This is a genomic window from Nonomuraea sp. NPDC052116, assembly GCF_040680035.1.
Taxonomy (GTDB): domain Bacteria; phylum Actinomycetota; class Actinomycetes; order Streptosporangiales; family Streptosporangiaceae; genus Nonomuraea; species Nonomuraea angiospora_A.
The window spans coordinates 145692-167685 of the sequence record NZ_JBFAWA010000014.1; the positions used below are offsets into that span (position 1 = coordinate 145692).

Genomic DNA, 21994 nt, shown 5'->3' on the forward strand with positions numbered 1-21994 from the left:
ACCCGGCCCGGGGATCCGGCGCGCCGCGTCAGCGTTCGCTGGAGGCCGCGCGGTAGTGCAGGTCCTGCACGTACGGCGTCGCGCTGATCGCGTACGGCGAGACCACCTTCGCCACCACGGCCGAGCTCCTGGTGACCGAGGCCGAAGCAGTGCCCGCCTTCAGCGGGAACGTCTTGGCGGACACCCCGGCGGGCGCGTCGTAGGTCTGCGTCGTGCCGCCGATCGTGACCGACACCTTGCCCGCCGCGGTCAGCATGGTGAGCACCTCGACGGTGTCGCGGGCCGCGGTGCTGCCGTCGCGCAGCTTCATGAGCTTGGTCTGCGCGTACGACGGCTCGGCCGCGACCGGCTGGACCCGGTGGGTCAGGTACGCCGTGTCGTTGGTGATCTTCGGGCAGCCGAGCTTGTAGCAGGTCAGGTAATAGGCGCTTATATCCAGATACGTCCAGCCGGCGTTCCTGGAAGGGGCGAACTGGGTGTTCTCCGAGTAGTCGTTCCAGGTGGTGAGCTGCACCCACTCCGCCTTGCCGTCGATGGCGCCCTTCCAGGTGGCCCGCAGGTTCTCGGTGTTGCCCGCCTCGTCGAAGATGCTCTGGTTGGGACGCTCGTCCTGGACGGACACCGGCTGCATCCAGATCTTGCCCATGCCGTGCGCGCGGTCGATGTTCGTCGTCAGAGCGGCGTTGGCCGCGGGGCTGCGGCTGCCCCAGTTCGAGAAGCCGTAGCTGATGGAGGCGAAGGCGTCGCGGTACTTGTTGAAGTCGACGAACGTGGGCACCAGGGCGACCTTGATGCCGTGCTGCGTCTCCATGGCCTTCATCCAGTCCGACCACCAGGCGGCGGTGCGGCCTTCGGCCTTGAAGGGGGCGACGACGAGGCGGTCGTCGGCGAGCCGGTAGACCGACTTCGAGGCGGCCAGCTTGGCCATGGCGGTGGCGAAGGCGGCGCTGTCCACCGAGGACAGGCCGTTCATGTCCGGCATGAGCACGATCTTGAAGCCGGGGTCCACGGCCTCGGCCGCCTTGACGAGGTTCTGCACCCGCGTCCACTGCGCGCTGGTCACGGAGAGGATGTCGACGGTGAAGCCGTCCAGGCCCGCGGTGATGGCCTGCCGCACCTCGGTCTTGAGGTCGGCCAGCGCGTAGTCGCCCGTGATCGGGTCGCGTCCCAGCGGCCGGTCGCGCAGCAGCCCGCCGTAGGCGGCGTGCTTGCCGCTCTCGCCGTCCGGCTTGAGGTAGTTCCTGGCGTAGTAGTCGCCGGCCGGAGCCTGGTTGTCCAGGGAGATCGGATAGGGGCTGAAGTAGTGCGCGAACACCTTCTTGGCCGAGGCCCGCAGCGCCGCGGTGCCCGCCAGGGTGAAGGGCAACGGCCCGTCGGTCTGCTCGTCCCCGGTGCCCTCCGTATACGTGACCGTGAGTTTCGGCCCCCGGTTCCCGCTCTCGCGCGAGGACATCAGGACGGTCGTGGTGGCGTCGGTCCCGGTGAGGGCGAACGCGTACGTGCCGTCGCCTTTGACGGCCGACGAGACGTCCAGCTTGGCCGTCGCGCCGGTGGTGAAGCCGGTGTGCGAGCCGATGACCGGCGCGCTGAGCGCCGGACGGGTGTTCCAGGTGGTGGCGGCCTCGGTCCAGGCGCCCGTCACCGGGCGGACGGAGACGGTGGTGTCCGTCGTTCTCGCCGAGACCACGTCCAGCGTGACCTTGACGTCCTCGGCGTCCTGCGGGATGCCGGTGACCTTGAAGCGGGTCAGGGCGGCACGCTGCCCCGCGGTGGCACTGCCGCACGCGGTGCCGCAGACGCTCACCCAGGTCGCGGTCGCGAAGCTCTTGGCCGGCTCGGCCTGGCTGACGAACACGTCCTCCACCGCGGCGAACGTCACGCTGACGGGGGCGACGGCGGACGCCTGCGCGGGGGCCACAGCGGCTGTCGCCAGCATGGCGACTCCCGCCGCCGCCCCCAATAACGTCCGATATCGGTTGGCCATGAAACTCCCTTGCCTTACGGTACGGCCCCGCCTCGGCGGGGCCGTCTTGCACGGCCAAGGATGGATCATGCTCAAGCGTCGGATCCACACTTTTCGGATAACTCACAGGTGCCGGACAGCCGACTGCGTCCCCTTCTCCTCCGGAGACGGGACGCAGTCGGCGGCGTGCCGCTTCTCGGTGCGGACCGGCGGTCCGCCCGGAGGCGTCAACGCCGGCGTAGGGACATCGAGCCCAGCATGACGCAGGCCAGGCCGCATGCGACGATGACGATCCCCGTGATGACGTTGTTGATGATCGTGCCGGCGCTGGCTGTGTGCGGCGGCAGCACCCACGGAGCGATGATCGTCCACACTCCGATGACCGGTACGACGAACGCCAGCCCGTGGATCCTGCCGTACGCCGAGGCTATCCCGGCCGCCAGCAGCGCCAGGGCGATACCGGTGATCAGATTGTTGACGGTCAGGGTCGAGCGCCCGAAGAATCCCACCACCCATGGCGAGATGGCGAGATAGAGACCGCTCAGGAATGTCAGTCCGCTGACGGACTGCCCCGACGGGCTCTGCGCAGCCATGTCGTATTGAGCTCGGAGGGCCGCTATGTCCGGGTGCTGACCCATGTCGAGTTTCGGATGGAGTGGACTATCAGCCATGTCCCACACCACCTTCCCCATACCGCGTGGAGGTTTGAATTTGAATACGTAACCCCTTCCCCCACGGTCACGCCAACGCGCCCACCAGGGTCAACATTTCTCCAAATCGCCCAGGGCGCCTATGACGGCGAGCGGCAGCCGTCCGCGGCACCCGTCAGCGCGCGGCGCTGGGCCCGTTCAGGACGCGTCGTAGCGCAGGCGGGCGGCGGCCACGTACTCGCGGTGCCGCTCGGCCCATTCGATGAGCCCGGCGACCTGGGACGACAGCGTCCGGCCGACCGGGGTCAGGTCGTAGTCCACCCGGGGCGGTGAGGTGGGGGTGACGGTGCGCTCCACCAGGCCGTCGCGCTCCAGGCTGCGCAGGGTGAGGGTGAGCATGCGCTGGGAGATGCCCTCGATGGCGCGCTGCAGCTCGGAGTAGCGCTTGGGGCCGCCGCCGAGCAGGTCCATCACCAGCACGCTCCACTTGTCCCCGACACGGTCGAGGATGTCGCGCAACTGGCAACTCGGGTGATGCTCGCCGACCGTCTCACGCACATCGGTGTGCCTAACGCGGGTCAAAGTGCCTTCTTCCGTCATGACGGCATTCTGGATCAGACTCGATGCGCGCACAAGAAGTAACCAGCGCACAGAAAGTGCTGTTGTGATGAGCATCGACTTGACCGATCCCCCACCCCGATCCGGCCCTCGCCCGCGGACCACGGGTCGGGAGATCCCGCACGACCAGCTCGACCAGTTCTCCCCGCCGCACGTCAGGGCCGCCCTGGTGGCGGAGGCGCAGGCGCTGGCGGGCGTGTTCACCGGCCCCAGCCAGGTGTCCGAGCCCGCTTCACTCGCGCTGCGGCTGCGCGACCCGGCCGGGCCGTGGGCGGCGTTCCTGCACCCCAGCCGTGACGAGTTCGGCCACATCCACCGCTCGGGTTTCCTGCACCTCACGGTGCCCGCGCCCCTCATCGATCCGCTCGAACGGGCCGGGTGGATCGAGCCGCATCCGATCAGCCGGCGCCCCGAGTGGCCGGACACGATCGTGATGCTCTACGCCCCGCGCGACGAGGCCGAACTGGCCGTCGCCCGCGCCGTCCTGCGCGCCTCCTGGCGGCAGGCCACCACAGCTTCCACGGAAACGGAGTGATCATCATGCGTGCCATGGCTTTCACCGGCTTCGGCGCCGACCTGGCCGCCACCGACCTGCCCGTGCCGGAACCGGGTCCCTGCGAGGTGCTGGTCCGGGTGCTGGCCTCCTCGGTCAACGGTTTCGACCTGGGCGTGCTGGGCGGCTATCTCAAGGGCGTGTACGACTACGAGTTCCCGGTCGTGCTCGGCAAGGACTTCGCCGGCACCGTGGCGGCCGTCGGCGAGGGCGTGACCGGCCTGACGCCGGGTGCGGACGTGTTCGGCGTGGTCATGCGCCCGACCCTGGGCCAGGGCGGATTCGCCGAATACGTGGTGGTGAGCGAGCAGTACGGCCTGGCCAGGATCCCCGAAGGGCTCGGCCACACCCGCGCGGGCGTGCTGGGACTGGCCGGGACCGCCGCGCTCGACGCCGTCGACGCCGTCGCCCCGGCACCGGGCGAGACCGTCCTGATCTCGGGCGCGACCGGCGGCGTGGGCGCGTTCGCCATCCAGCTGGCCGCCGCGCGCGGCGCCAGGGTGATCGCCACCGCCAGGCCCGGAGCCGAAGCCGCCTTCGTCACGGGGCTGGGCGCCACCTGGGCCGTCGACCACGCCGATCTGCCGGCGCAGGTGGGCGCGATCGCGCCGGGCGGGGTGGACGCCGCGCTGCACCTGGCGGGCGACGGCCCGGCGGTCGCCGCCCTGCTGGCCGACGGCGGGCGGCTGGCCTCCACCCTGCACTACGTGCCCGACGAACCCGGCCGCGACCTCAAGGCCACGGCGGTGATGGCCGACCCGAACCCGGACACCCTCGCCCGGCTCGCCGCCGACGCGGTCGCGGGACGCCTGCGCGTGCCGGTGGCCCGCGCCTACCCGCTGGCCGAGGCGCCGCGCGCGGTCTCCGACTTCACCACCGGCACCGTCGGCAAGCTCGCCGTCACGATCTGAGCGAGCAGGCGGCCCTGGTGGGCAGGGTTTCCCCATGCCGGAACTCCCCGACGTCGAGGGCTTCCGCCAGGTGCTGTCGGAGCACACCGGCGAGCCGATCAGGGCCGTGCGCGTTCGCGACCCGGGGGTCCTGCGCGGCATCGGCGCCCGGCGACTGGCCGCCGTGCTGCGCGGACACCGGTTCGAGCGGCCGCGGCGGCACGGCAAGTGGCTGATCGCGCCCGCCGGCGGGCCGGTGCTGATGCTGCACTTCGGCATGACCGGCTCGCTGTCCTGGCACTCCCCCGAGGAGCCGTGGCACCGGCATGACCGGGTCGTCTGGCAGTTCGACGACGGGGAGCTGCGCTATCGCGACATGCGCAAACTCCAGGGCATCCGCCTCGCCGCCGACGAGGCCCAGGCCGAGCGGGTGCTCGGCGGCCTCGGCCCGGACGCGCGCGAGGTGTCGTACGCGTGCTTCGCCAGGCTGCTGTCGGGCCGCCGGGGACGGCTCAAGCCGGCGCTGATCGACCAGGCGTTCCTCGCCGGCCTGGGCAACCTGCTCGCCGACGAGATCTGCTGGCACGCCGGCGTCGATCCCCGGCGTGCCGTGGCAGATCTGGACGAGGACGAGCGCGCCGCGTTGTACGGGGCGATGCGCCGGGTCCTGCGCGTGTCGATCAAGGCCGGATGCGTGCCCGCACGTGACACCTGGCTGACCGGCGCGCGCGACGAGCCCGGCGGCCCCTGCCCGCGCTGCGGCACGCCCCTGTCCCGCGGCCGGATCGCCGGCCGTACGACCGTGTGGTGCCCGGTTTGCCAGCCTCTCTGAAGGCGTGAACCTTTCACCGGGCACGCGCCACTGACCTGCCCGGAGACGCGCCGCGCGAACGATCTCGTTGACGATCGTTCATGACCGAGAGTCCACTGGTGCGCAAGCCCTCTGCCGGCCATCACGGTCGCCGCCCGGCTCGCACCCATCGTCGCCCCCAGGATCGGACTCTGATGAGGACACGGCTGCTGCTCGGCACGCTCGTCATCGCCCTGGTCACAGCGGTCACGCCGCGGGCCGAGGCGGCGACGGGCGACGGCTCCCCCACCGACGCCAACATCTCCTTCACCGGACGGTGGGACACCTCCGCCTCCACCGCGTACGTGCCGTACTGGGCGGGCGCCTACCTCACCACCGGTTTCACCGGCAGGACGGTCAGGCTGAACCAGCGCAACACCATCGACCTGTACTACAGCGTCGACGGCGGCGCGTGGGTCTACATCCAGAACGTACGCGGCTCGGTCAACCTCACCCCCACGCCGCTGGCCGCGGGGAACCACACCTTACGCGTCTCCTACCGGGTCGTCGCCGGGTCCTACCACGGTGACGCCGTCTTCCAGGGCCTCGCGCTCGACCCGGGGGCCACGACGTACGCGATCGCGCCCCCGTCCAAGCTGATCGAGTTCGTCGGCGACTCCATCACCGTCGGCACGACCACCTCCAAGAACGCCCTGACCGCGTACGGCTGGCTCATCGGCGAGCGCCTCGGGGCCCGGCACACCCAGATCGCCCAGGGCGGCGCCTGCCTGGTGGCGACCGCGGACGGCTGCGTCGGCCTGGAGGCGCGCTTCCCCAAGCTCAACCCCAACGCCGCCACCCCGGACTGGAACTTCTCCCGCTACCAGGCCAACGCGGTCGTGATCAACTTGGGCACCAACGACGTGGGACACGGCGTGAGCACCACCACCTTCCAGGCGTCCTACACCCACCTGCTGCAGGAGGTGCGGACGGCCTACCCCGGGGCGGCGATCTTCGCGCTGGAGACCTTCACGAAGCGGTTCGCCACGCAGACCCGGGCCGCGGTCACCGCCCGCAACTCCGCGGGCGACGCCAAGGTCTACTACGTCCCCACCGAGGGCTGGCTGGCCAGCGCCAACATGTCCGACAACGTCCACCCGAACGACAGCGGCCACGTGGTCATCGCCGATCGCCTGGCGCCGATCATCAGCGCCAGGCTCTGAGGGACGGCGCCTGCGCTCCGAGCAGGCGGGCGAGCCCCTTGACGATCTCGGCGGCCAGCACCGCCTGCCCGGCTCCGGCGAAGTGGATCCGGTCGGCGCTCAGCAGGTCCGGACGGTCGTTGACCGGGTGGTCCCACATGTCGGCCAGCACCGCGCCGTGGTCGGCGGCCAGGCCGCGAGTGATGTCGTTGACCCGGCGCACCCGGTCGCCCCAGTCCGCGTACCCCGGCACCACGAACGCCCTGCCCAGCGTGAACGTCGTCAGCTGCGCGCCGGTCCCGGCGGCGAACTCGAACACCCGTCCCATCGAGGCCTCGACGGCCGCGTAGTCGGGGTCGGGCCGGAACAGGTCGTTCGCCCCGCAGGACACGTGGACCAGGTCGGGGCCGAACGCGCCGAGCCGGTCCAGCTGCGTCCGCACCGTCCGGGAGGCGGTCGCGCCGACTTCGGCGGCCTTCAGGTAGGCCAGATCGGGATGGATCCGGCGCAGCACGTCCGCGACGCGATCGGGCCACCCCAGGCCGGCGTATCCGGGGCTCGGGTCGCCGGTGCCCGCCGCCAGGCTGTCGCCGACGGTGGCGAAGCGGCGCCAGGGCGCGCGGGCGAGCAGGTCCGCGGCGCGCGCGGCGGGCAGGCAGTAGGGATCGGACTCTTCTGCGCGAGGGGAGGTCGTGGTCACGAAGGATAGCGTACGATCGTTCGTACTTACTCTTCAACACCGCACGCGGCCGGTGGTCGGGGACGCTCAGGCGGTGGCGGGATCGTCGTCGAAGCTGGCGTAGTAGGCGGCGGCCATGTCCTCGTCGCCGTGGCCCTGCGCGGCGGCGCGGTCGAAGCGCGCGGCACCGGCGGCGGCGACGTCGAGGCGGACGCCGTGCTGTTCCCCCGCCTCGACGATCAGATGGGCGTCCTTGGCGGCGGTGGTGACCGCGAAGCTGGGCGGTGTGAGGCGGCCCTCCAGCACCAGGCCGGTCTTGACGCGCAGGTAGCCCATGTCCAGGGGGCCGCCCTCGATGGCGTCGAAGAAGCTCTGCGGGTCCACGCCCAGCGCCTTGGCCAGGGCCAGGACCTCGCCGGCCGCGTTGGTGGCGGCGAGGACCCAGCTGTTGGCCACGAGCTTGAGCCGGGTGGCGCCACCGGCGGCCCCGTCCTCACCGGTCCACACGGTACGGGCGCCGACGGCGTCGAACACCGGCGTCACGGCCTGCCGGCCCTCGCCTGGTCCCGCCGCCAGGACGAGCAGTTGCCCGGCCTCCGCGGGCTGGCGGGTGCCGAGGACGGGCGCGTCGTAGAAGACCAGCCCGTGCTCGCTGGCGAAGGCGGCCATCTCGCCGATCGCGTCGAGGCCCGCGGTGGTCGACTGCACCCAGGCGGCGCCGGGGCGCAGGGCGGGCGCGGCCTGCCGCATCACCTCCAGCACGGCGGCGCCGTCGTAGAGCATGGTGAGGACGACGTCGGCGTCGCGTACGGCGTCGGCGGGGGTGCCGGCGACGTGCATCCCCTCGGCGGCCAGCGGTTCGGCCTTGTCCCTGGAGCGGTTCCAGGCACGGACGGTGTGCCCCGCGCGGGCGAGGTTGCGGGCCATCGCGGCCCCCATGATCCCGGCGCCCAGAACGCTCACGGTGAGGTTGTCGGTCATGAGGTCGCCTTTCTGTCTTGTCGTGCCCGGTTCAGGACGAGGATCCGTACCCGGCTACCCTTCCCGGCGGCGCGCACGCTAACTTGAACATCAATGTTCAGGTTATGATCCTCGAACGGTGCGGAACGCATTCCAGGAGGGGCGCCATGACGACCGGCCACGCGGGACAGCTCGCCTTCGAACGGCGAGGGGAAGGGCCGCCGGTGGTGCTGTTGCACGGCATCGGGCACGACCGCCACGGCTGGGATCCGGTGACGGATCGGCTGACGCCCCACCATGAGCTCGTACTGGTCGACCTGCCCGGCCACGGCGGCTCGCCGCTTCCCCACGACGGCGGCCCCCTCGGGGTCATCGAGCTGACCGATCGCGTGGAACGCCTGCTGGACGAGCTCCACCTCGATTCCCCGCTGATCGCCGGCAATTCCCTGGGCGGCGCGATCGCGCTGGAACTGGCACGCCGGGGCAGGGCCCGAGGCGTGGTCGCGCTGGCGCCGATCGGATTCTGGTCGCGCCTGGAGGTCGCCTACGTCGTGGCGGTGCTGCGCGGCTCCCGTGGCCTGGCCCGCCTGCTCGCCCCGCTGCTGCCCGCGCTGGTGCGCCGCAGCGTGGTACGCGCCGCGACGATGGGCCTGTACTTCGCCCACCCCCTCCGGCTCAGCGCGGACGAGACCCTGCGCACCATGCGCGCCTTCGCCGACGCCCCGGGAGTGCGGGCGATCCTGCCGTACAGCCGGCGCTACTTCTTCGGCGGCGGCCGCGGCATCGATCAGGAGGCGATCACGATCGCCTGGGGCACCCGGGACCTGCTGCTCATCGGCGGCCAGGCCCGCCGGGCGCGGACGCTGCTCCCCGCCGCCCGCCACGTCAGGCTGGCCGGCAGCGGGCATGTCCCCATGTCCGACGACCCCGCCGGCGTGGCCGGCCTGATCCTCGCCCAGGGCCGGCGGAAGCCGTCAGGCAGCTCCTCGTAACGGCGGGTCCGACGACTGGCGGTCGCACAGCCCGCCGTCCGGCGAGCCGGCAGGTCAGGGTGCGCGGAGGTCGCGCAGAGCGGCCGCGAGCCGGTCGATGTCGGCCGCGGAGGTGAACAGGGCGGGCGTGACGCGGACGCCGCCACCGCCCGCCATGCCCGTCCGGGCGACAGTGAAGATCCGATGGTCGCGCATCAGGCGGTCGGCGATGGCGACGTTGTCGGCCTCCGTGGTGAGCCCGCGCAGGCGGAAGGCGGTGATGGCGCCGTACATGCCGGGCTCGTCCGGGGTCAGGATCTCCACGTTCGGGACGTCGCGAAGCGGGCGCACCCAGCGATCGCGCAGGAACCGCAGCCGGGCCTGCTTGACCTGCGCCCCGAGTGCGTCGTGGAAGTCCAGGGCGGCGTCGACGGTGAGGAAGGGCGCGACGTTCATGGTGCCGGAGTGGACGCGCGAGCGGATGTCGGTGGCGGTGTAGGTCTCGTCGGCGTAGAGCGGGTCGATGTCGCCCAGGCGCTGCGCGCGGACGTAGAGGAACCCGGCGCCCAGCGGCGCGCCCATCCACTTGTGCAGCGAGAAGACCGCGAAGTCGGCGTCGAGGTCGGGGAGGGTGAAGTCGAGCTGCCCCCAGGAGTGCGCGGCGTCCACGATCACGTCGACGCCCCGGGCGCGGGCCATGGAGACGATCCGGCGCACCGGCGTGACCAGGCCGGTGCGGTTGTTCATGTGGCTGAGCAGGAGCAGCTTCGTCTTCGGGTGCTCGCGCAGGGCGCGCTCGTAGGTGTCCAGCACCGCCTGGCAGGTCGCGGGCTCGGGCATGACGATCCGCGCGACCTCGGCTCCACGCCGGTCCTTCAGCCAGTTCATGGCGTACTGGCCGCTGTCATAGTCCAGGTCGGCGTACATCACCTGGTCTCCGGGACGCAGGCGGCGGTAGCCGGAGATCAGGTTCTGCAGGGCCTCGGTGCCGCCCCGGGTGAGTGCGATCTCTTCCTTGGTGACGCCGAGCATGCCCGCGAGGCGATCGCGGATCTTGTCGGCGCCCGCCTTGTACGTGGTGCGCAGCAGGTGCGAGTTCTGCTCGTTGAGCAGGTCCACATTGCGGTGGTACGCCTGCCGTACGGGCTCCGGCATGACGCCGTAGTAGCCGTTCTCCAGGTTGACGAAGTCCGGGCTCACCCGGAACCGGCGGCCGACGGCGGCCCAGAAATCCTCGTCCCGGGCCAGCCGCTCGGCGGTGACGCCACGCCGGACGGCCGGCGGTCCGGCGGCGACCGGAGCGGCGGCCAGCGCACCGAGTCCGGCGACGACCCGGCGTCTCGACACGGTCATGAAAGACCTCACCACCTGACATCAATGGGACGCGAATCCCCAGTGTGGCGTCGGTCGCGGCAAACCGCGGGTTCATTTCCCCGTGTCGGCAGGAGGTGCGGCGGATTGCCCCGTACTCTCCATAAAGCGCCTACCGGCTTTACCGGAATCTTTGAATTCTCCGGGCGCGGCAGGCGGCCTCGCGGGCATTATCACCGGTGATGCTCACGACAAGGACCACCCGTTCCCGCCGTCCGCCCGGCCGGCCGGCGGCGCATGCGGTGCTCGCGCTCGTGCTGCTCATCGGCGTGGTGTTCGCCCATGGCGGCGCGTGCGCGGCCGTGGAGCTGTCGGAGCCGGTCGCCCACAGCGTCGATCTGAAGAACACCGCCGTCTACAGCGCGCGGTGCCTGCACCGCGAGCTGCCGCCGCGCCACCAGCACGGCACCGAGCAGGACTGCTCGGCGACCAACCCGGCCGACACGCCGATCTTCGCGGCGATGTCCACGGCCTCGTCCGTCCCGTCGGCGCAGGCCGCCGCGGCGGCCACGACAGTCCCGGCGCACGCCGCCGGAACCGCCGCGCCGTATCTGGAAAATCTCTGCGTGATGCGCATATAGGACCGCGACGTCCATCAGCCGTCCATGTCCGCCCGGATTCGCGGCCATTCGGTCATGCCGCGAATTGCGCCACTCACTTCGGGGATTTCACCAATGTCATCACCAGCTACTTTTGCGCGTCCGCAGAAGACGCCGCCCACCGGTTTCTCGTCGCTTTCCCTCGCTGTCGGCAATACGCCGCTGGCATTCATCTCCGAGCCGTTCGTACCGGGAGGAGGGTTCTGGGCCAAGCTGGAAGGGTTCAATCCGGGCGGCATCAAGGACCGTCCGGCCCTGCACATGGTACGCCAGGCCCGGGCCCGCGGGGACCTCCGGCCGGGGGCGACGATCATCGAGTCCACCAGCGGCACCCTGGGGCTCGGCCTGGCCCTGGCCGGGATCGTCTTCGGCCATCCGGTCGTGCTGGTGGGCGACCCCGGCATGGAGCCGCTCATGTGCCGGCTGCTCTCCTCCTACGGCGTACGCCTGGAGATCGTCCGCGAGCCGCACCCGACCGGCGGCTGGCAGGAGGCCCGCCGGGAACGGGTGCGAAGCCTGCTGGCCGACATTCCCGACTCCTACTGCCCCGACCAGTACAACAACCCGGACAACGCCGACGCCTACGCGGGGCTCGCCCACGAACTGCTGGGCCGGTTGCCGCACATCGACACGCTGGTGTGCTCCGTCGGCACCGGCGGGCACAGCTCCGGCATCCACGGCGTGCTCCGCCGCCACTTCCCTCGGCTGAAGCTGGTCGGCGTCGACACCGTCGGCTCCACCATCTTCGGCCAGCCCGCCCGGCCCCGCCTGATGCGCGGGCTCGGCTCCAGCATCCATCCCCGCAACGTCGCCTACGACGCCTTCAGCGAGGTGCACTGGGTCAGCCCGGCCGAAGCGGTCTGGGCCTGCCGCGCCCTGGCCGCCGGTCACTACGTCTCGGGCGGCTGGAGCACGGGCGCGGTCACCCTGGTGGCCCGCTGGCTGGCCCGCACCGCGCCTGACCAGACCGTCGTGGCGGTCTTCCCCGACGGGCCGTGGCGCTACTGGAGCAGCATCTTCGACGACGACTACTGCCACGCCAACGGCCTGCTCGGCACGGTCCCGGCCGAGGAGCCCGACGTCCTGCGCGAGCCGGCCGAGCGGGAGGTGCACCGCTGGACGCGCTGCGCCACCGTGACGGACCCCCTGGCAGGCCGGCGATGAGGGACACGCTGCGGCAGTTCCGCTCCTTCGACCGGCCGATCCAGCTCCTGCAGATCAACCAGGCGGGCATCAACCTCGGCTTCTACATGCTCATGCCCTACCTCGCCCAGCATCTCTCGGCCGACGCCGGCCTGGCCGCCTGGACGATCGGGCTGATCCTGGGCCTGCGGAACATGAGCCAGCAAGGCATGTTCCTGATCGGCGGCACCCTGGCCGACCGGCTCGGCCACAAGCCGATGATCATGCTCGGGTGCGCGCTGCGGACCGTCGGGTTCGCCCTGTTCGGGCTGACCACCTCGCTGCCCCTGCTGGTCCTGGCCGCCGCCGTGACGGGCTTCGCGGGCGCGCTGTTCAACCCGGCCGCGCGGGCCTATCTGGCCAGCGCGGCCGGGGAGCGCAAGGTCGCCGCCTTCGCCGTGTTCAACGTCTTCTACCAGGGCGGCATCCTGCTGGGCCCGCTGGCCGGCCTCGCCCTGCTGCACACGGGGTTCACCGCCGTGTGCCTGTCCGCCGCGGCGATCTTCGCGGTGCTGGCCGTCCTGCAGGGGCTGTGCCTTCCGGCCCGGCGCGCTCCCGTGCCGGAGGAGCGGCAGCCGGTGCTGCGGGAGTGGCGGCGGGCGTTCGGAGACCGGGCGTTCGTGTCCTTCGCCGCGGCGATGATCGCCTCGTACGCGCTGTCGTACCAGATGTATCTGGCCCTGCCGCTCGAGGTGCAGCGCCTCGGCGGCGGCGAGGCGGGGGTGATGGCCCTGTACGCCCTCTCGGCGCTGCTCGGCATCGCCGGCCAGGTCCGCCTGACCGCCTGGAGCTCGGCCCGGTGGACGCGCGGCCAGGCGATCAGCCGCGGCCTGGCGCTCATGGGGGTCGCCTTCCTGCCGCCCGCGGCGCTCGCCCAGCCGGCTCTCGCGCCGGTGTGGGCGATGGTGCCCGTCGTGATGTGCGTGCTCCTGCTCACCCTGGGCACGCTGGTCGCCTTCCCGTTCGAGATGGCCACCATCGCCGACATGGCGGGAGATCGCCTGATCGGCACCTATTACGGGCTGTACAACCTGCTGTCCGGGCTGGGGATCCTGGCCGGCAACCTCGTGGCCGGCGCCCTGGTCGACACGGCCCGCTCCACCGGGTGGGCCGGCCTGCCGTGGCTGCTCCTGGCCGTCGCGGGGCTGGCCTCCGCCGCGGCCGTCCGGCGGCTGGACCGGCGCGGCCGGCTCTCCCCCGCCTGCCGGACCGTCGCGCTCGGCGACCGGCCACAGGCGGCATAGGGGCGGTCGGCAAGGACGCGTTCGTCGCCGAGGCCATGCGGGCCGCGCGGGATGACCGGGCGCCGCGCCGCGCCCGGTCATCCCAGCTTGGTGTCAGCGCTCGATGAACACCGGGTTGGAGTAGAACCACAGGTCGGCCCACGGGTCGGAACCCTTCGGGTCGGGCTGGGGCTCGAGCTCGTCGGTGTTGGTGCCGCGGACGCGGACGTACATGGGGCCGTCGATGTCGCGCACCGTGTGACGGACGACGATCTCGTCACCGTCGCGCCGCCACTGGCCGGCGCCGTAGCGGGCCTCGACCTTGGTGGTGGGGTTGGTGTCGGAGGAGCGGTCCTTGGCCGGGCCGGTGACCCGGCCGGTGATGATGTCGACCCGCTTCACCTGCGGGCGCTGGCCCTTGGCGTTGGCCGTACGCGGCACGCGGAAGCGGACCTCGACCTCGGCGTCACGGTCGTTGCCGCGCAGCGTGAGGGTCTCGCCGACGCTGACGGTGTTGCCCTCGGCCTGGCCCTGCGCCTGGCCGGCGCGGGAGACCGTGAGGTCGAGCTGGTCGATCAGGTCGCCGATGACGACGAAGATCCGGCCGCTGCGCAGACCGTCGAGGATGTCGGCGTAGTCCCAGCCGGCGTGCACGTACGTCTTGGAGTACTCGCCCGGCCAGAAGTCGCTGCCGCCGTCGCTGTAGTGCCGGTGGGAATCGGACGTGGAGGTGATCCACCAGCGGCGCCCCTCGCCGAGCAGCGAGTCCCACAGGCCGCCGAGCCGGGCGGTCATCTGGTCGAAGCCACCCATCGTGGGGTAGTTGCCGTAGCCGCCGCGCTCGCCGTCCGGGTCGATGCTGCCGTCCTTCCTGAGCGTGCCGGCCTGGTGGCCCGGGGCGCCCTCGAAGCCGTGCGCGATCTCCGGCGCGGTGTCGTTCCAGTTGCGGAACTCCGCCGGGGTGTCCTGGCCGTAGACGCCCAGCCCGGAGGCGGAGCGGGCGGGGTGGTTCGCGAACAGCAGCGGCTTGTGCGGGAGCTGCCGCATCACGCGCAGCGCCTCCAGCATCTTCTGCTCGGTGTCGAACGTCGGGTCCGCGGGGAACGGGTCACGCTTGGAGAAGCGGCTCTCCAGCTGGAACAGGATGTCGCGCTCGGAGGACACCTTCGGGATGATCAGGCTGGAGTGGTCGGCCGCGGGCGTGTCCAGCTCCATGCCGTAGAACTGCAGCACCCGCGGCACCGACCGGCGCGCCTCCAGCAGGCTCGGGTACCTCTGCTCCGCGTCCAGCTTGGAGTGCAGCGGGCCACCGTGGTCGGTCGACACGATCCAGGCGAGCCCGAACTGCTGCGCGTGCGTGGCGTTGACCGACAACGGGTAGATCGCGTCCCCGCCGATGATCGGCTTGGGCGGGGTGGTGGAGTTGTCGTACCCCACGCTGAACTCGCTGTGCACATGGTGGTCGCCGGGCAGCCAGCGCCGGCGGCTCCCGCCGGGGCGCCGGTCGTCGGCCCAGGCCGGACCGGTCAGGCCGCCGACGGCGACCGCGCCGACCAGTCCGCCGGTGACGGCGAGCAACCGCCGTCGTGTCACGAGCTCGTTCTCTGGAGAAGCGGACATCGAGGATAGTTCCTCTCAAAAGGGCGCTATATGTCCGCACGAGTCCATCCATCACACGTGACGCGCCATCAACGGATCCCCGGCCTCGAGAAGAACAGTCGGGGACCGGCGGCTGTGCGATTCGGGTCTTCCCGAGGGCGGGTATGGCGGTCTACGTTCTCCTAATGCCGCCGATTCGGGCAGAATGCACCGATTCCTGCGAGTCAAAGGAGCTCACATGCGCATCACCTCGCGCCGAGGTGCGTACCGCGTCCTCACCATGGCAGCGGCGCTCGCCTTACCCCTCGCGCTCGTCCCAGCCGCGGCGCAGGCGGACCCGGGACCGAACACGGTGCAGAGGAAGCTGATCGACTCCATCACCGCGCCCGCTGTCAAGAAGCACCTGCAGGCCCTGCAGGCGATCGCCAACGCCAACGGCGGCAACCGGGCGGCCGGCACGAGCGGGCACGCGGCCTCGCGCGACTACGTCGTCAGCAAGCTCAAGAAGGCCGGCTACACCGTGACGGTGCAGCCGTTCGACTTCGCCTTCTTCGAGGAGAAGTCGACCGCCCTGCTGGAGCGGACCTCCCCCAACCCGCGGGTCTTCACCCCGACCCCGCCCGACGGCTCCTCCACCGGCGAGTTCTCCACCATGACCTACTCCGGCTCCGGTGAGGTGACCGGGACCCTGCAGAACGTCGACCTGGTCCTGCCCCCCGGCCCGACGCCCAGCAGCTCGAGCTCCGGCTGCGAGGCCTCCGACTTCGCCGGCTTCACGCCCGGCAACATCGCCCTGCTCCAGCGCGGCACCTGCAACTTCGTCGTCAAGGCGCAGAACGCCCAGGCCGCCGGAGCCGCCGCCGCGATCATCTTCAACGAGGGCCAGCCCGGCCGTACCGACACCCTGCTCGGCAACCTCGGCGAGCCCGTGTCGATCCCCGTCCTGGGCACCAGCTTCGCCGTCGGCCAGGAACTCGCCTCGGCCACCAGCGTGGTGCACCTCAAGACCGACACCATCAGCGAGATCCGCACCACCCACAACGTGATCGCCGACTCCAAGTGGGGCGACCCGAACAAGGTCGTCATGTCCGGCGCCCACCTCGACTCCGTACCGGCCGGACCGGGCATCAACGACGACGGCTCCGGCAGCGCCGCGACGCTCGCGGTGGCCGAGGCGCTCGGCAAGGTCCCCACCCGCAACAAGCTGCGCTTCGCCTGGTGGAGCGCCGAAGAGCTGGGCCTGCTCGGCTCCACCGACTACGTGGACACCCTGCCGGCCGCCGACCTGGCCAAGATCAAGCTGTACCTCAACTACGACATGATCGGCTCCACCAACTACGCGTTCAAGATCTATGACGGTGACAACAGCGACGGCGTCGGCTCCCCCGCCGGCCCGCCCGGATCCGACGAGATCGAGAAGCTCTTCGAGAAGTACTTCGACACGCTGCGTCAGGGCCACAACGGGACCGACTTCGACGGCCGCTCCGACTACGGACCGTTCATCGCGACCGGCATCCCGGCAGGCGGCCTGTTCACCGGCGCCGAGGGCATCAAGACCGCCGAAGAGGCCGCGCTGTTCGGCGGCACCGCCGGCGAACCGTACGACCCCTGCTACCACCAGGCCTGCGACACCATCGCCAACATCAACGACAAGGCGCTCGCACTGAACACCGGCGCCATCGCCACGGCGACCGTCGTCTACGGCTTCACCTCCGACCTGCCCGGCCCCGACACCCGCGCGGCGGCCACCACCAAGCGCGCCGCCACCAGCGCCGGCGCCGACCTCCAGGGCCGGTCGAAGGGCTGAGCCGGGCGCGCCGCCCCCAGGTCGACCGAGGCCGACCTGGGGGCGGCCGGCCCTGCCTGCCCGCGCCCGGACGGATGTCGGCGTTGGCGCGCAACCAGATCCGGCCTCCGGAGACACCCGCTCCGGCCACCTCGGACCCGGTGCCGGTGGTGTTCCGGTTGCCGTCCATGGTGAGGTTGTTGACCATCACCACCCTGGTCGCGCCGCCGTCGCGCTTGACACCGATCCATGCGGACGAGTCGCGCAGCAGCGCGAGCCCCGCCCGATCGCCTCGTATTTGCTCCGCCCCACCACCACTTTCACCGGCCCGACGAAGAAAGGAAAGTTAACGCTAACAATCGAGCGACCACCGTGACGGCGTGCCAACCAAACAGGCGTGAGGCTCATCCAACAGAGCATGCAGCGATTCAAACGTGCCGGATCGGCGATGACGGCGAGCGCACTGCTAACCTTGGCCGTGTGCGGCCTCCCGGCCTCCGGTGAGGCCACCGCGGTCAGTGCGCAGGGCCCGGCGACCACGAACATCGGCCTCGCGGCGGCCTCCGCCCGCGGAGAAGGGTCGGCGCCCGGGCGCTGCCGTACCGAAGCCCTCTCGGCGCACCTCGGGCGGCAGGATCCGGGGGCGGGAAACGTGTACGCGCCGCTGGTGCTGACCAACACCTCCGCCCAGACCTGCTGGGTGTACGGCTTCGTCGGGCTGGTCATGTTCGACGGCAACGGCGACGCCATGCGGACGCGGGTGCGCAGGGAGAACGTCCGGCCCCAACGGGTGGTGCTGAAGCCGAAGGCCTCCGCCCACGCCCGGCTGCACTGGGTGATGGTGCAGACCGGAGCCGAGAAGCGATGCCCGACCTCGGCCCGCCTGATGATCATCCCTCCGGACGAGGTGGCCCACCTGGAGATCCCGTTCACGGCGATGGCGTGCGACTCCGGGCGGATCGACGTCCGGCCGCTCGCCCCGGGCGCGCGCGCCTGACAGCCTGTTCCCGCCCGCACGACGAGGGCAGTGGTCCAGGGTGCGAGCTCCACCGTCGCCCCGCGTCCATCGGCCGGTGATGTACCACCGTTGGTCGGAGATCACCTTCATCCACTGGCGCTATCCGCCCGCGTGCGTGCGGGCTCTGGTGCCGGGCGGCCTCACGGTGGAGACCTTCGACGGGGCGGCGTGGATCGGGCTCACGCCCTTTCTCATGCGAGGCGTCCGGTTCGGGCTGCCCTACTTCTGGTCGGACATGTCGGTGGACACCAGGGACGGCCGCACTCGCTACCGCTGCCGCCGGCGCCGGCCTGGCCCGGCCGGCGCGCGGTGCGACGCGGAGGCGGAGCGAGGGGCGCCCCTGGCGGAACGCGAACGCGACGAACTCGCGCACTTCCTGACCGCCCGCTACCGCCTGTTCACCTTCGTGGCCGGTCGGCCGGCCACCGCGCAGGTGGAGCATCCGCCGTGGCCGCTGTACCGCTCCCGTCTCATCGGCCTGGATCAGGACCTGATCCAGGCGGCGGGGCTGCCCATCTGTGAGAAGCCTCCCGTTCTGCATGCCTCCCCTGGAGTGCCGGTACGGGTGGGGATGTGGACCTGGTGACCACGGCTCACGCCGCTTCCGCGGCCTCTCCGATTTGCTGCAGGCTGGGGTGGCGGTGCTGGCCGGCCAGCAGATGGCCGATGGCGACGATGCCCACGACGGGCCACTCCACGATCTCCAATATCCCCAGAGAGACCAGGACCGCGTAGAAGACGAGGTGCTGGGGCCCCGGCAGGGGCACCGTACCGACCACGGGCAAGGCGATCCGCCTGCCGTACTCGCTCTTGGTGGGCTCGACGACCATGCTGCCCCCTCCTTCGGTCGACGACTCACCTTTCGCCTGCCCTCCGTCGGACCCGGTAACCCGCTCAGCCGGGCAGGGTCTCCCCGCCGATGGGGGCCAGGACCTCGCCCGTGTAGTACGACGAGAGGCGCCCGGCCGCGAAGAACACGTACGACGGGGCGATCTCGTCGGGGTCGGCGGCCCGCCGCATCGGGACCTGCTCGCCGAACTGCTCCACCTTCTCCTCCGGCATGGTCGCCGGGATGAGAGGAGTCCAGACGGGGCCCGGAGCCACCGCGTTCACCCTGATGCCGCGCTCCACGAGGCTCTGCGCCATCGAATAGGTGAAGACGTTGATCGCACCCTTGGTGGCGGCGTAGTCGATGAGCGCCTTGTTGCCGCGCAGCCCGTTCACCGATGACGTGTTGATGATCGCCAAGCCCTCGCGCAGGTGCGGCAGCGCCGCTTTGGTGATGCGGAAGCAGCTGTGGATGTTGACGTCGAAGGTGTGCTGCCATTGCTCCTCGGACAGCGCTTCCAGCGATTCGACGGGCTGCTGGTAGGCGACGTTGTTCACCACGATGTCCAGGCCGCCGAGGTCCGAGACCGCCCGTTCGACGACGGAGGCGCAGTGGTCGCGGTCGGCGAGGTCGCCCGGGATCAGCACACATCGCCGGCCCTCCGCCTCGACCAGCTTCAGCGTGTGCGCGGCGTCCTCGTGCTCGCTCAGGTACGCGATCGCGACGTCGGCGCCCTCCTTGGCGAAGGCCACGGCCACCGCCCGGCCGATCCCGGAGTCGCCTCCGGTGATCAGTGCGCGCTTGCCTGCCAGCAGTCCGCTGCCGGTGTAGTGACGCATCTCGTCACGCGGCTCGGGCTCCATGCGTTCGGTGTGTCCCGGGTATGGCTGTTTCTGTGCGAGTGGCGTGCTGTCCGGTCGTTCTGGCATGGCTCGCGCATGCCCGGACTCGCCCGGGATTAACGTCCGCGGATCGGCGCGGGGTGGTGCTAGGGCGTGTCCCGTGATCTTTGGTGCCGGTTTGGTGTAGATCATTAGCTTGGATGAGGAACGTCTGAAACGTCATGATCTGACCGACGAGGAGTGGGAACGGCTGGAGCCGCTGCCGCCGGTGAGCACGGGCTGGGGCGCGCGGTGGAACGACCACCGGACAGTGATCAACGGGATCTTCCACCGGACGCGGACGGGCACCCCGTGGCGGGACCTGCCGACCTGCTACGGGGCGTGGAAGACGGTCTACAACCGGCATCGCCGTTGGTCACTGGATGGGACCTGGGCACGGATCCTCGATGAGCTACGGGCGGGGTGCGATGAGGCCGAGGGCGAGGACTGGACGGTCAGCGCCGACTCCACGGTGGTGCGCGCCCACCAGCACGCGGCCGGGGCGCGGCATGCCCCAGCCCTCGACATCCTCTCAAAGGGCCGATAAAGATCACGAACGGGTGACGTCACCTCGGGAGGCGCTGGGCCGCTCCCGAGGTGGCCTGTCCACCAAGATTCACCTGGTCGCCGACCGGCGCTGCCGTCCGATCACCCGGCTCACCAGCCCCGGCCAGCACGGCGACTCGCCCCGCTTCATCCCATTGACTGAGTCCATCCGCATCCGGCGGCGCGGGCCGGGCAGGCCGCGCAAGCGGCCCACCTGCACGATGGGCGACAAAGCGTACTCCTCCCGGGGAAACCGCGCCTACCTGCGCAGACACGGCATTCAGGCGGTCATCCCCGTCAAGGAGGATCAGAAGGCCAACCGCCTCAAGCGGGGCTCGGCCGGAGGCCGCCCGCCCAACTTCGACGCTGAGCGGTACAAGGAGCGCAACACCGTCGAGCGCTGCGTCAACAAGCTCCGCCGGCATCGGGCCGTGGCCACCCGCTTCGACAAGCGCGAGCGCATCTACCAGGGCACCCTCGATGTCGCCTCGATCCGGATCTGGCTCCGGGACCCCGTCACGTGATAACAGGACACGCTTTATGTCGCCGGGCAGAACACCGATTTGAGAGCGTTGGTGATGCGTTGCGGCGTGGTCATGCGCTCGGCATCGTCCATGGCCACCGTCACGGACACGGCGAACTGCAGGCGGCCGTCGGAGGAGGTGTAGGTCGCGGCGGTGAAGCCGGGGGCGCTGCCCCCGCCTCCTGAGGCGAACTCGGGCTTGCCGGCGCACGGACCCCCGGACGGCAGCGGCGGCATGCCAGGCGCCGGATCGGTGATCACTTTGCGCAGCGACTCCGGCAGGAGTCTGCCCTGGCGGAAGGCGCGCTGGAAGGCGCTCATGTCGCGCGCGGTGGAGACCACGCCGCCGGCGCCGAGCATGGTGGTGACGTTGAGCTTGTCGACATCGTGCAGCTTGCCCGTCTCGTCCGGGGCGTAACCGTGCCCGTGCGGGCCCTTGATGCCCACCGAAGCCTTCATGGGCAGGTAGGTATCGCGCATTCCGAGCGGGGCGAAGAGCCTGCGGTTGAATTCAGCCGCCAGTGACCTCCCGGCCAGTTTCTCGGTGATCATGCCGAGCAGGATGTAGTTGGTGTTGGAGTAGTTGAAGGTCCCGATCTCCACGGGCCGGGGGTTCTTGCGCGAGGCCGCCAGCAGGTCGGTCGGGCGGTAGTTGCGCGTGGGGTCCAGGGGATTCACGTCCGCGCCGATGTAGTCGGGGATGCCCGAGGTCAGCTGGATCAGGTTGCGTACCGTGATCTCGTCGGCCCGCTCCACCAGGTCCTTGTCCGCCACCTCCGGCAGGACCTCGCTGAGTTTGTCATCCAGGCTCAGCCTGCCCTCCTTGACCAGCTGCAGCACCACGGTGGCGGTCATGCCCTTGGTCTGCGAGCCGATCCGGTAGCGGGCGGTGGACGGGATCGCGCCACCCTTGCCGTCGAGCAAGCGGGACCCGGCCGATCCCTTCCCGACCCGCTTGCCGTCCACATACACCTCGCCGATGGCGCCCACCACATGGCCCGTCTTCACCAAGCCTTCCATCGCCTTCTGCACGTCCCCGACCTTGACGGGGTCGGCAGATATCGAGGCGGTCGCGGGCGCGGCCACACTCAGAGCCAGCGCCGCGCACGCCACCGAGGCGACGCGAGCCACTGCCGCTCGACGCGAAACCATGAAGTCTCC

Annotated in this window: 22 protein-coding genes; 12 read left to right on the forward strand and 10 right to left on the reverse strand. The window is 70.9% G+C overall.

What is annotated here, in order from left to right; genetic code table 11:
- Positions 1 to 28 precede the first annotated feature (28 nt).
- The 3 genes from AB0L65_RS26785 to AB0L65_RS26795 form a co-directional block, all read right to left on the reverse strand.
- The gene (locus AB0L65_RS26785) at positions 29 to 1984 is read right to left on the reverse strand and encodes an endo-1,3-alpha-glucanase family glycosylhydrolase (RefSeq protein WP_364250153.1); all 1956 of its coding nucleotides are present in this window, start codon (positions 1982 to 1984) and stop codon (positions 29 to 31) included.
- Between the two features lie 206 nt (positions 1985 to 2190).
- On the reverse strand, positions 2191 to 2556 hold the full coding sequence (locus tag AB0L65_RS26790) for an SPW repeat protein (RefSeq protein ID WP_364250156.1): 366 nt from the start codon (positions 2554 to 2556) through the stop codon (positions 2191 to 2193).
- Positions 2557 to 2811: 255 nt separating this feature from the next.
- On the reverse strand, positions 2812 to 3171 hold the full coding sequence (locus AB0L65_RS26795; RefSeq protein ID WP_364250159.1) for a helix-turn-helix domain-containing protein: 360 nt from the start codon (positions 3169 to 3171) through the stop codon (positions 2812 to 2814).
- A gap of 109 nt (positions 3172 to 3280) precedes the next feature.
- On the opposite strand from AB0L65_RS26795, the gene AB0L65_RS26800 reads away from it, so the two are divergent.
- From AB0L65_RS26800 to AB0L65_RS26815, 4 genes are all read left to right on the forward strand, one after another.
- A complete protein-coding gene (locus AB0L65_RS26800; RefSeq protein ID WP_364250162.1) occupies positions 3281 to 3766 on the forward strand; it encodes a luciferase family protein in 486 nt (161 codons plus the stop codon).
- A gap of 5 nt (positions 3767 to 3771) precedes the next feature.
- Positions 3772 to 4695: an NADP-dependent oxidoreductase gene (locus tag AB0L65_RS26805; protein ID WP_364250165.1), complete on the forward strand. Its 924-nt coding sequence runs from the start codon at positions 3772 to 3774 to the stop codon at positions 4693 to 4695.
- A 34-nt stretch (positions 4696 to 4729) separates the two neighbouring features.
- A complete protein-coding gene (locus AB0L65_RS26810; protein ID WP_364250168.1) occupies positions 4730 to 5506 on the forward strand; it encodes a DNA-formamidopyrimidine glycosylase family protein in 777 nt (258 codons plus the stop codon).
- Between the two features lie 173 nt (positions 5507 to 5679).
- Positions 5680 to 6687 carry a GDSL-type esterase/lipase family protein gene (locus tag AB0L65_RS26815; RefSeq protein ID WP_364250171.1) on the forward strand — a complete coding sequence of 336 codons (1008 nt, stop codon included), beginning with the start codon at positions 5680 to 5682 and terminating at the stop codon, positions 6685 to 6687.
- Here the strand turns inward: AB0L65_RS26815 and AB0L65_RS26820 are convergent.
- Both AB0L65_RS26820 and AB0L65_RS26825 read right to left on the reverse strand, forming a co-directional pair.
- The gene (locus tag AB0L65_RS26820) at positions 6671 to 7366 is read right to left on the reverse strand and encodes an SGNH/GDSL hydrolase family protein (protein ID WP_364250174.1); all 696 of its coding nucleotides are present in this window, start codon (positions 7364 to 7366) and stop codon (positions 6671 to 6673) included. The genes AB0L65_RS26815 and AB0L65_RS26820 overlap by 17 nt on opposite strands.
- A 66-nt stretch (positions 7367 to 7432) precedes the next feature.
- Entirely contained in the window at positions 7433 to 8326 is an 894-nt protein-coding gene (locus AB0L65_RS26825) for an NAD(P)-dependent oxidoreductase (protein WP_364250177.1), read from the reverse strand.
- Between the two features lie 146 nt (positions 8327 to 8472).
- Between AB0L65_RS26825 and AB0L65_RS26830 the strand changes: the two genes are divergently transcribed.
- Positions 8473 to 9297: an alpha/beta fold hydrolase gene (locus tag AB0L65_RS26830; protein ID WP_364250180.1), complete on the forward strand. Its 825-nt coding sequence runs from the start codon at positions 8473 to 8475 to the stop codon at positions 9295 to 9297.
- A gap of 54 nt (positions 9298 to 9351) precedes the next feature.
- On the opposite strand, the gene AB0L65_RS26835 is transcribed toward AB0L65_RS26830, so the two are convergent.
- Positions 9352 to 10629, reverse strand: coding sequence for an aminotransferase class V-fold PLP-dependent enzyme (locus tag AB0L65_RS26835; RefSeq protein ID WP_364250183.1), 1278 nt, complete (start codon positions 10627 to 10629; stop codon positions 9352 to 9354).
- Between the two features lie 200 nt (positions 10630 to 10829).
- Here AB0L65_RS26835 and AB0L65_RS26840 point away from each other — a divergent pair, with 200 nt between their 5' ends.
- The 3 genes from AB0L65_RS26840 (at position 10830) to AB0L65_RS26850 (ending at position 13672) form a co-directional block, all read left to right on the forward strand.
- Complete coding sequence (locus AB0L65_RS26840; protein WP_364250186.1) at positions 10830 to 11228, forward strand: hypothetical protein; 399 nt, start codon at positions 10830 to 10832, stop codon at positions 11226 to 11228.
- A gap of 93 nt (positions 11229 to 11321) precedes the next feature.
- Positions 11322 to 12410, forward strand: a complete 1089-nt coding sequence (locus AB0L65_RS26845) for a PLP-dependent cysteine synthase family protein (RefSeq protein WP_364250189.1) — start codon at positions 11322 to 11324, stop codon at positions 12408 to 12410.
- A complete protein-coding gene (locus AB0L65_RS26850) occupies positions 12407 to 13672 on the forward strand; it encodes an MFS transporter (RefSeq protein WP_364250192.1) in 1266 nt (421 codons plus the stop codon). The genes AB0L65_RS26845 and AB0L65_RS26850 overlap by 4 nt, the downstream gene beginning before the upstream one ends.
- 93 nt (positions 13673 to 13765) lie before the next feature.
- Here AB0L65_RS26850 and AB0L65_RS26855 read toward each other — a convergent pair whose 3' ends face one another.
- Positions 13766 to 15271 carry a phosphoesterase gene (locus tag AB0L65_RS26855; protein ID WP_364250195.1) on the reverse strand — a complete coding sequence of 502 codons (1506 nt, stop codon included), beginning with the start codon at positions 15269 to 15271 and terminating at the stop codon, positions 13766 to 13768.
- Between the two features lie 217 nt (positions 15272 to 15488).
- Between AB0L65_RS26855 and AB0L65_RS26860 the strand changes: the two genes are divergently transcribed.
- The 3 genes from AB0L65_RS26860 (at position 15489) to AB0L65_RS26870 (ending at position 18640) form a co-directional block, all read left to right on the forward strand.
- Positions 15489 to 17057: a M28 family metallopeptidase gene (locus AB0L65_RS26860; protein ID WP_364250198.1), complete on the forward strand. Its 1569-nt coding sequence runs from the start codon at positions 15489 to 15491 to the stop codon at positions 17055 to 17057.
- Positions 17058 to 17454: 397 nt separating this feature from the next.
- A complete protein-coding gene (locus AB0L65_RS26865; protein ID WP_364250201.1) occupies positions 17455 to 18033 on the forward strand; it encodes a DUF4232 domain-containing protein in 579 nt (192 codons plus the stop codon).
- Between the two features lie 79 nt (positions 18034 to 18112).
- Positions 18113 to 18640, forward strand: coding sequence for a DUF2071 domain-containing protein (locus AB0L65_RS26870; RefSeq protein WP_364250465.1), 528 nt, complete (start codon positions 18113 to 18115; stop codon positions 18638 to 18640).
- 7 nt (positions 18641 to 18647) lie between these two features.
- Here the strand turns inward: AB0L65_RS26870 and AB0L65_RS26875 are convergent, their stop codons facing one another.
- Positions 18648 to 18884 (reverse strand): hypothetical protein, encoded by a 237-nt coding sequence (locus tag AB0L65_RS26875; RefSeq protein ID WP_364250204.1) that lies wholly within the window; start codon positions 18882 to 18884, stop codon positions 18648 to 18650.
- Positions 18885 to 18948: 64 nt separating this feature from the next.
- A complete protein-coding gene (locus AB0L65_RS26880) occupies positions 18949 to 19812 on the reverse strand; it encodes an SDR family oxidoreductase (protein WP_364250207.1) in 864 nt (287 codons plus the stop codon).
- 124 nt (positions 19813 to 19936) lie between these two features.
- Between AB0L65_RS26880 and AB0L65_RS26885 the strand changes: the two genes are divergently transcribed.
- A protein-coding gene (locus tag AB0L65_RS26885; protein WP_364250468.1) for an IS5 family transposase occupies positions 19937 to 20834 on the forward strand; the annotation gives its coding sequence in 2 pieces (ribosomal slippage) (positions 19937 to 20278 and positions 20280 to 20834; 897 coding nt in all).
- A gap of 14 nt (positions 20835 to 20848) precedes the next feature.
- Here AB0L65_RS26885 and AB0L65_RS26890 read toward each other — a convergent pair.
- Positions 20849 to 21985, reverse strand: a complete 1137-nt coding sequence (locus AB0L65_RS26890) for a serine hydrolase domain-containing protein (RefSeq protein ID WP_364250210.1) — start codon at positions 21983 to 21985, stop codon at positions 20849 to 20851.
- Between the last annotated feature and the right edge of the window lie 9 nt (positions 21986 to 21994).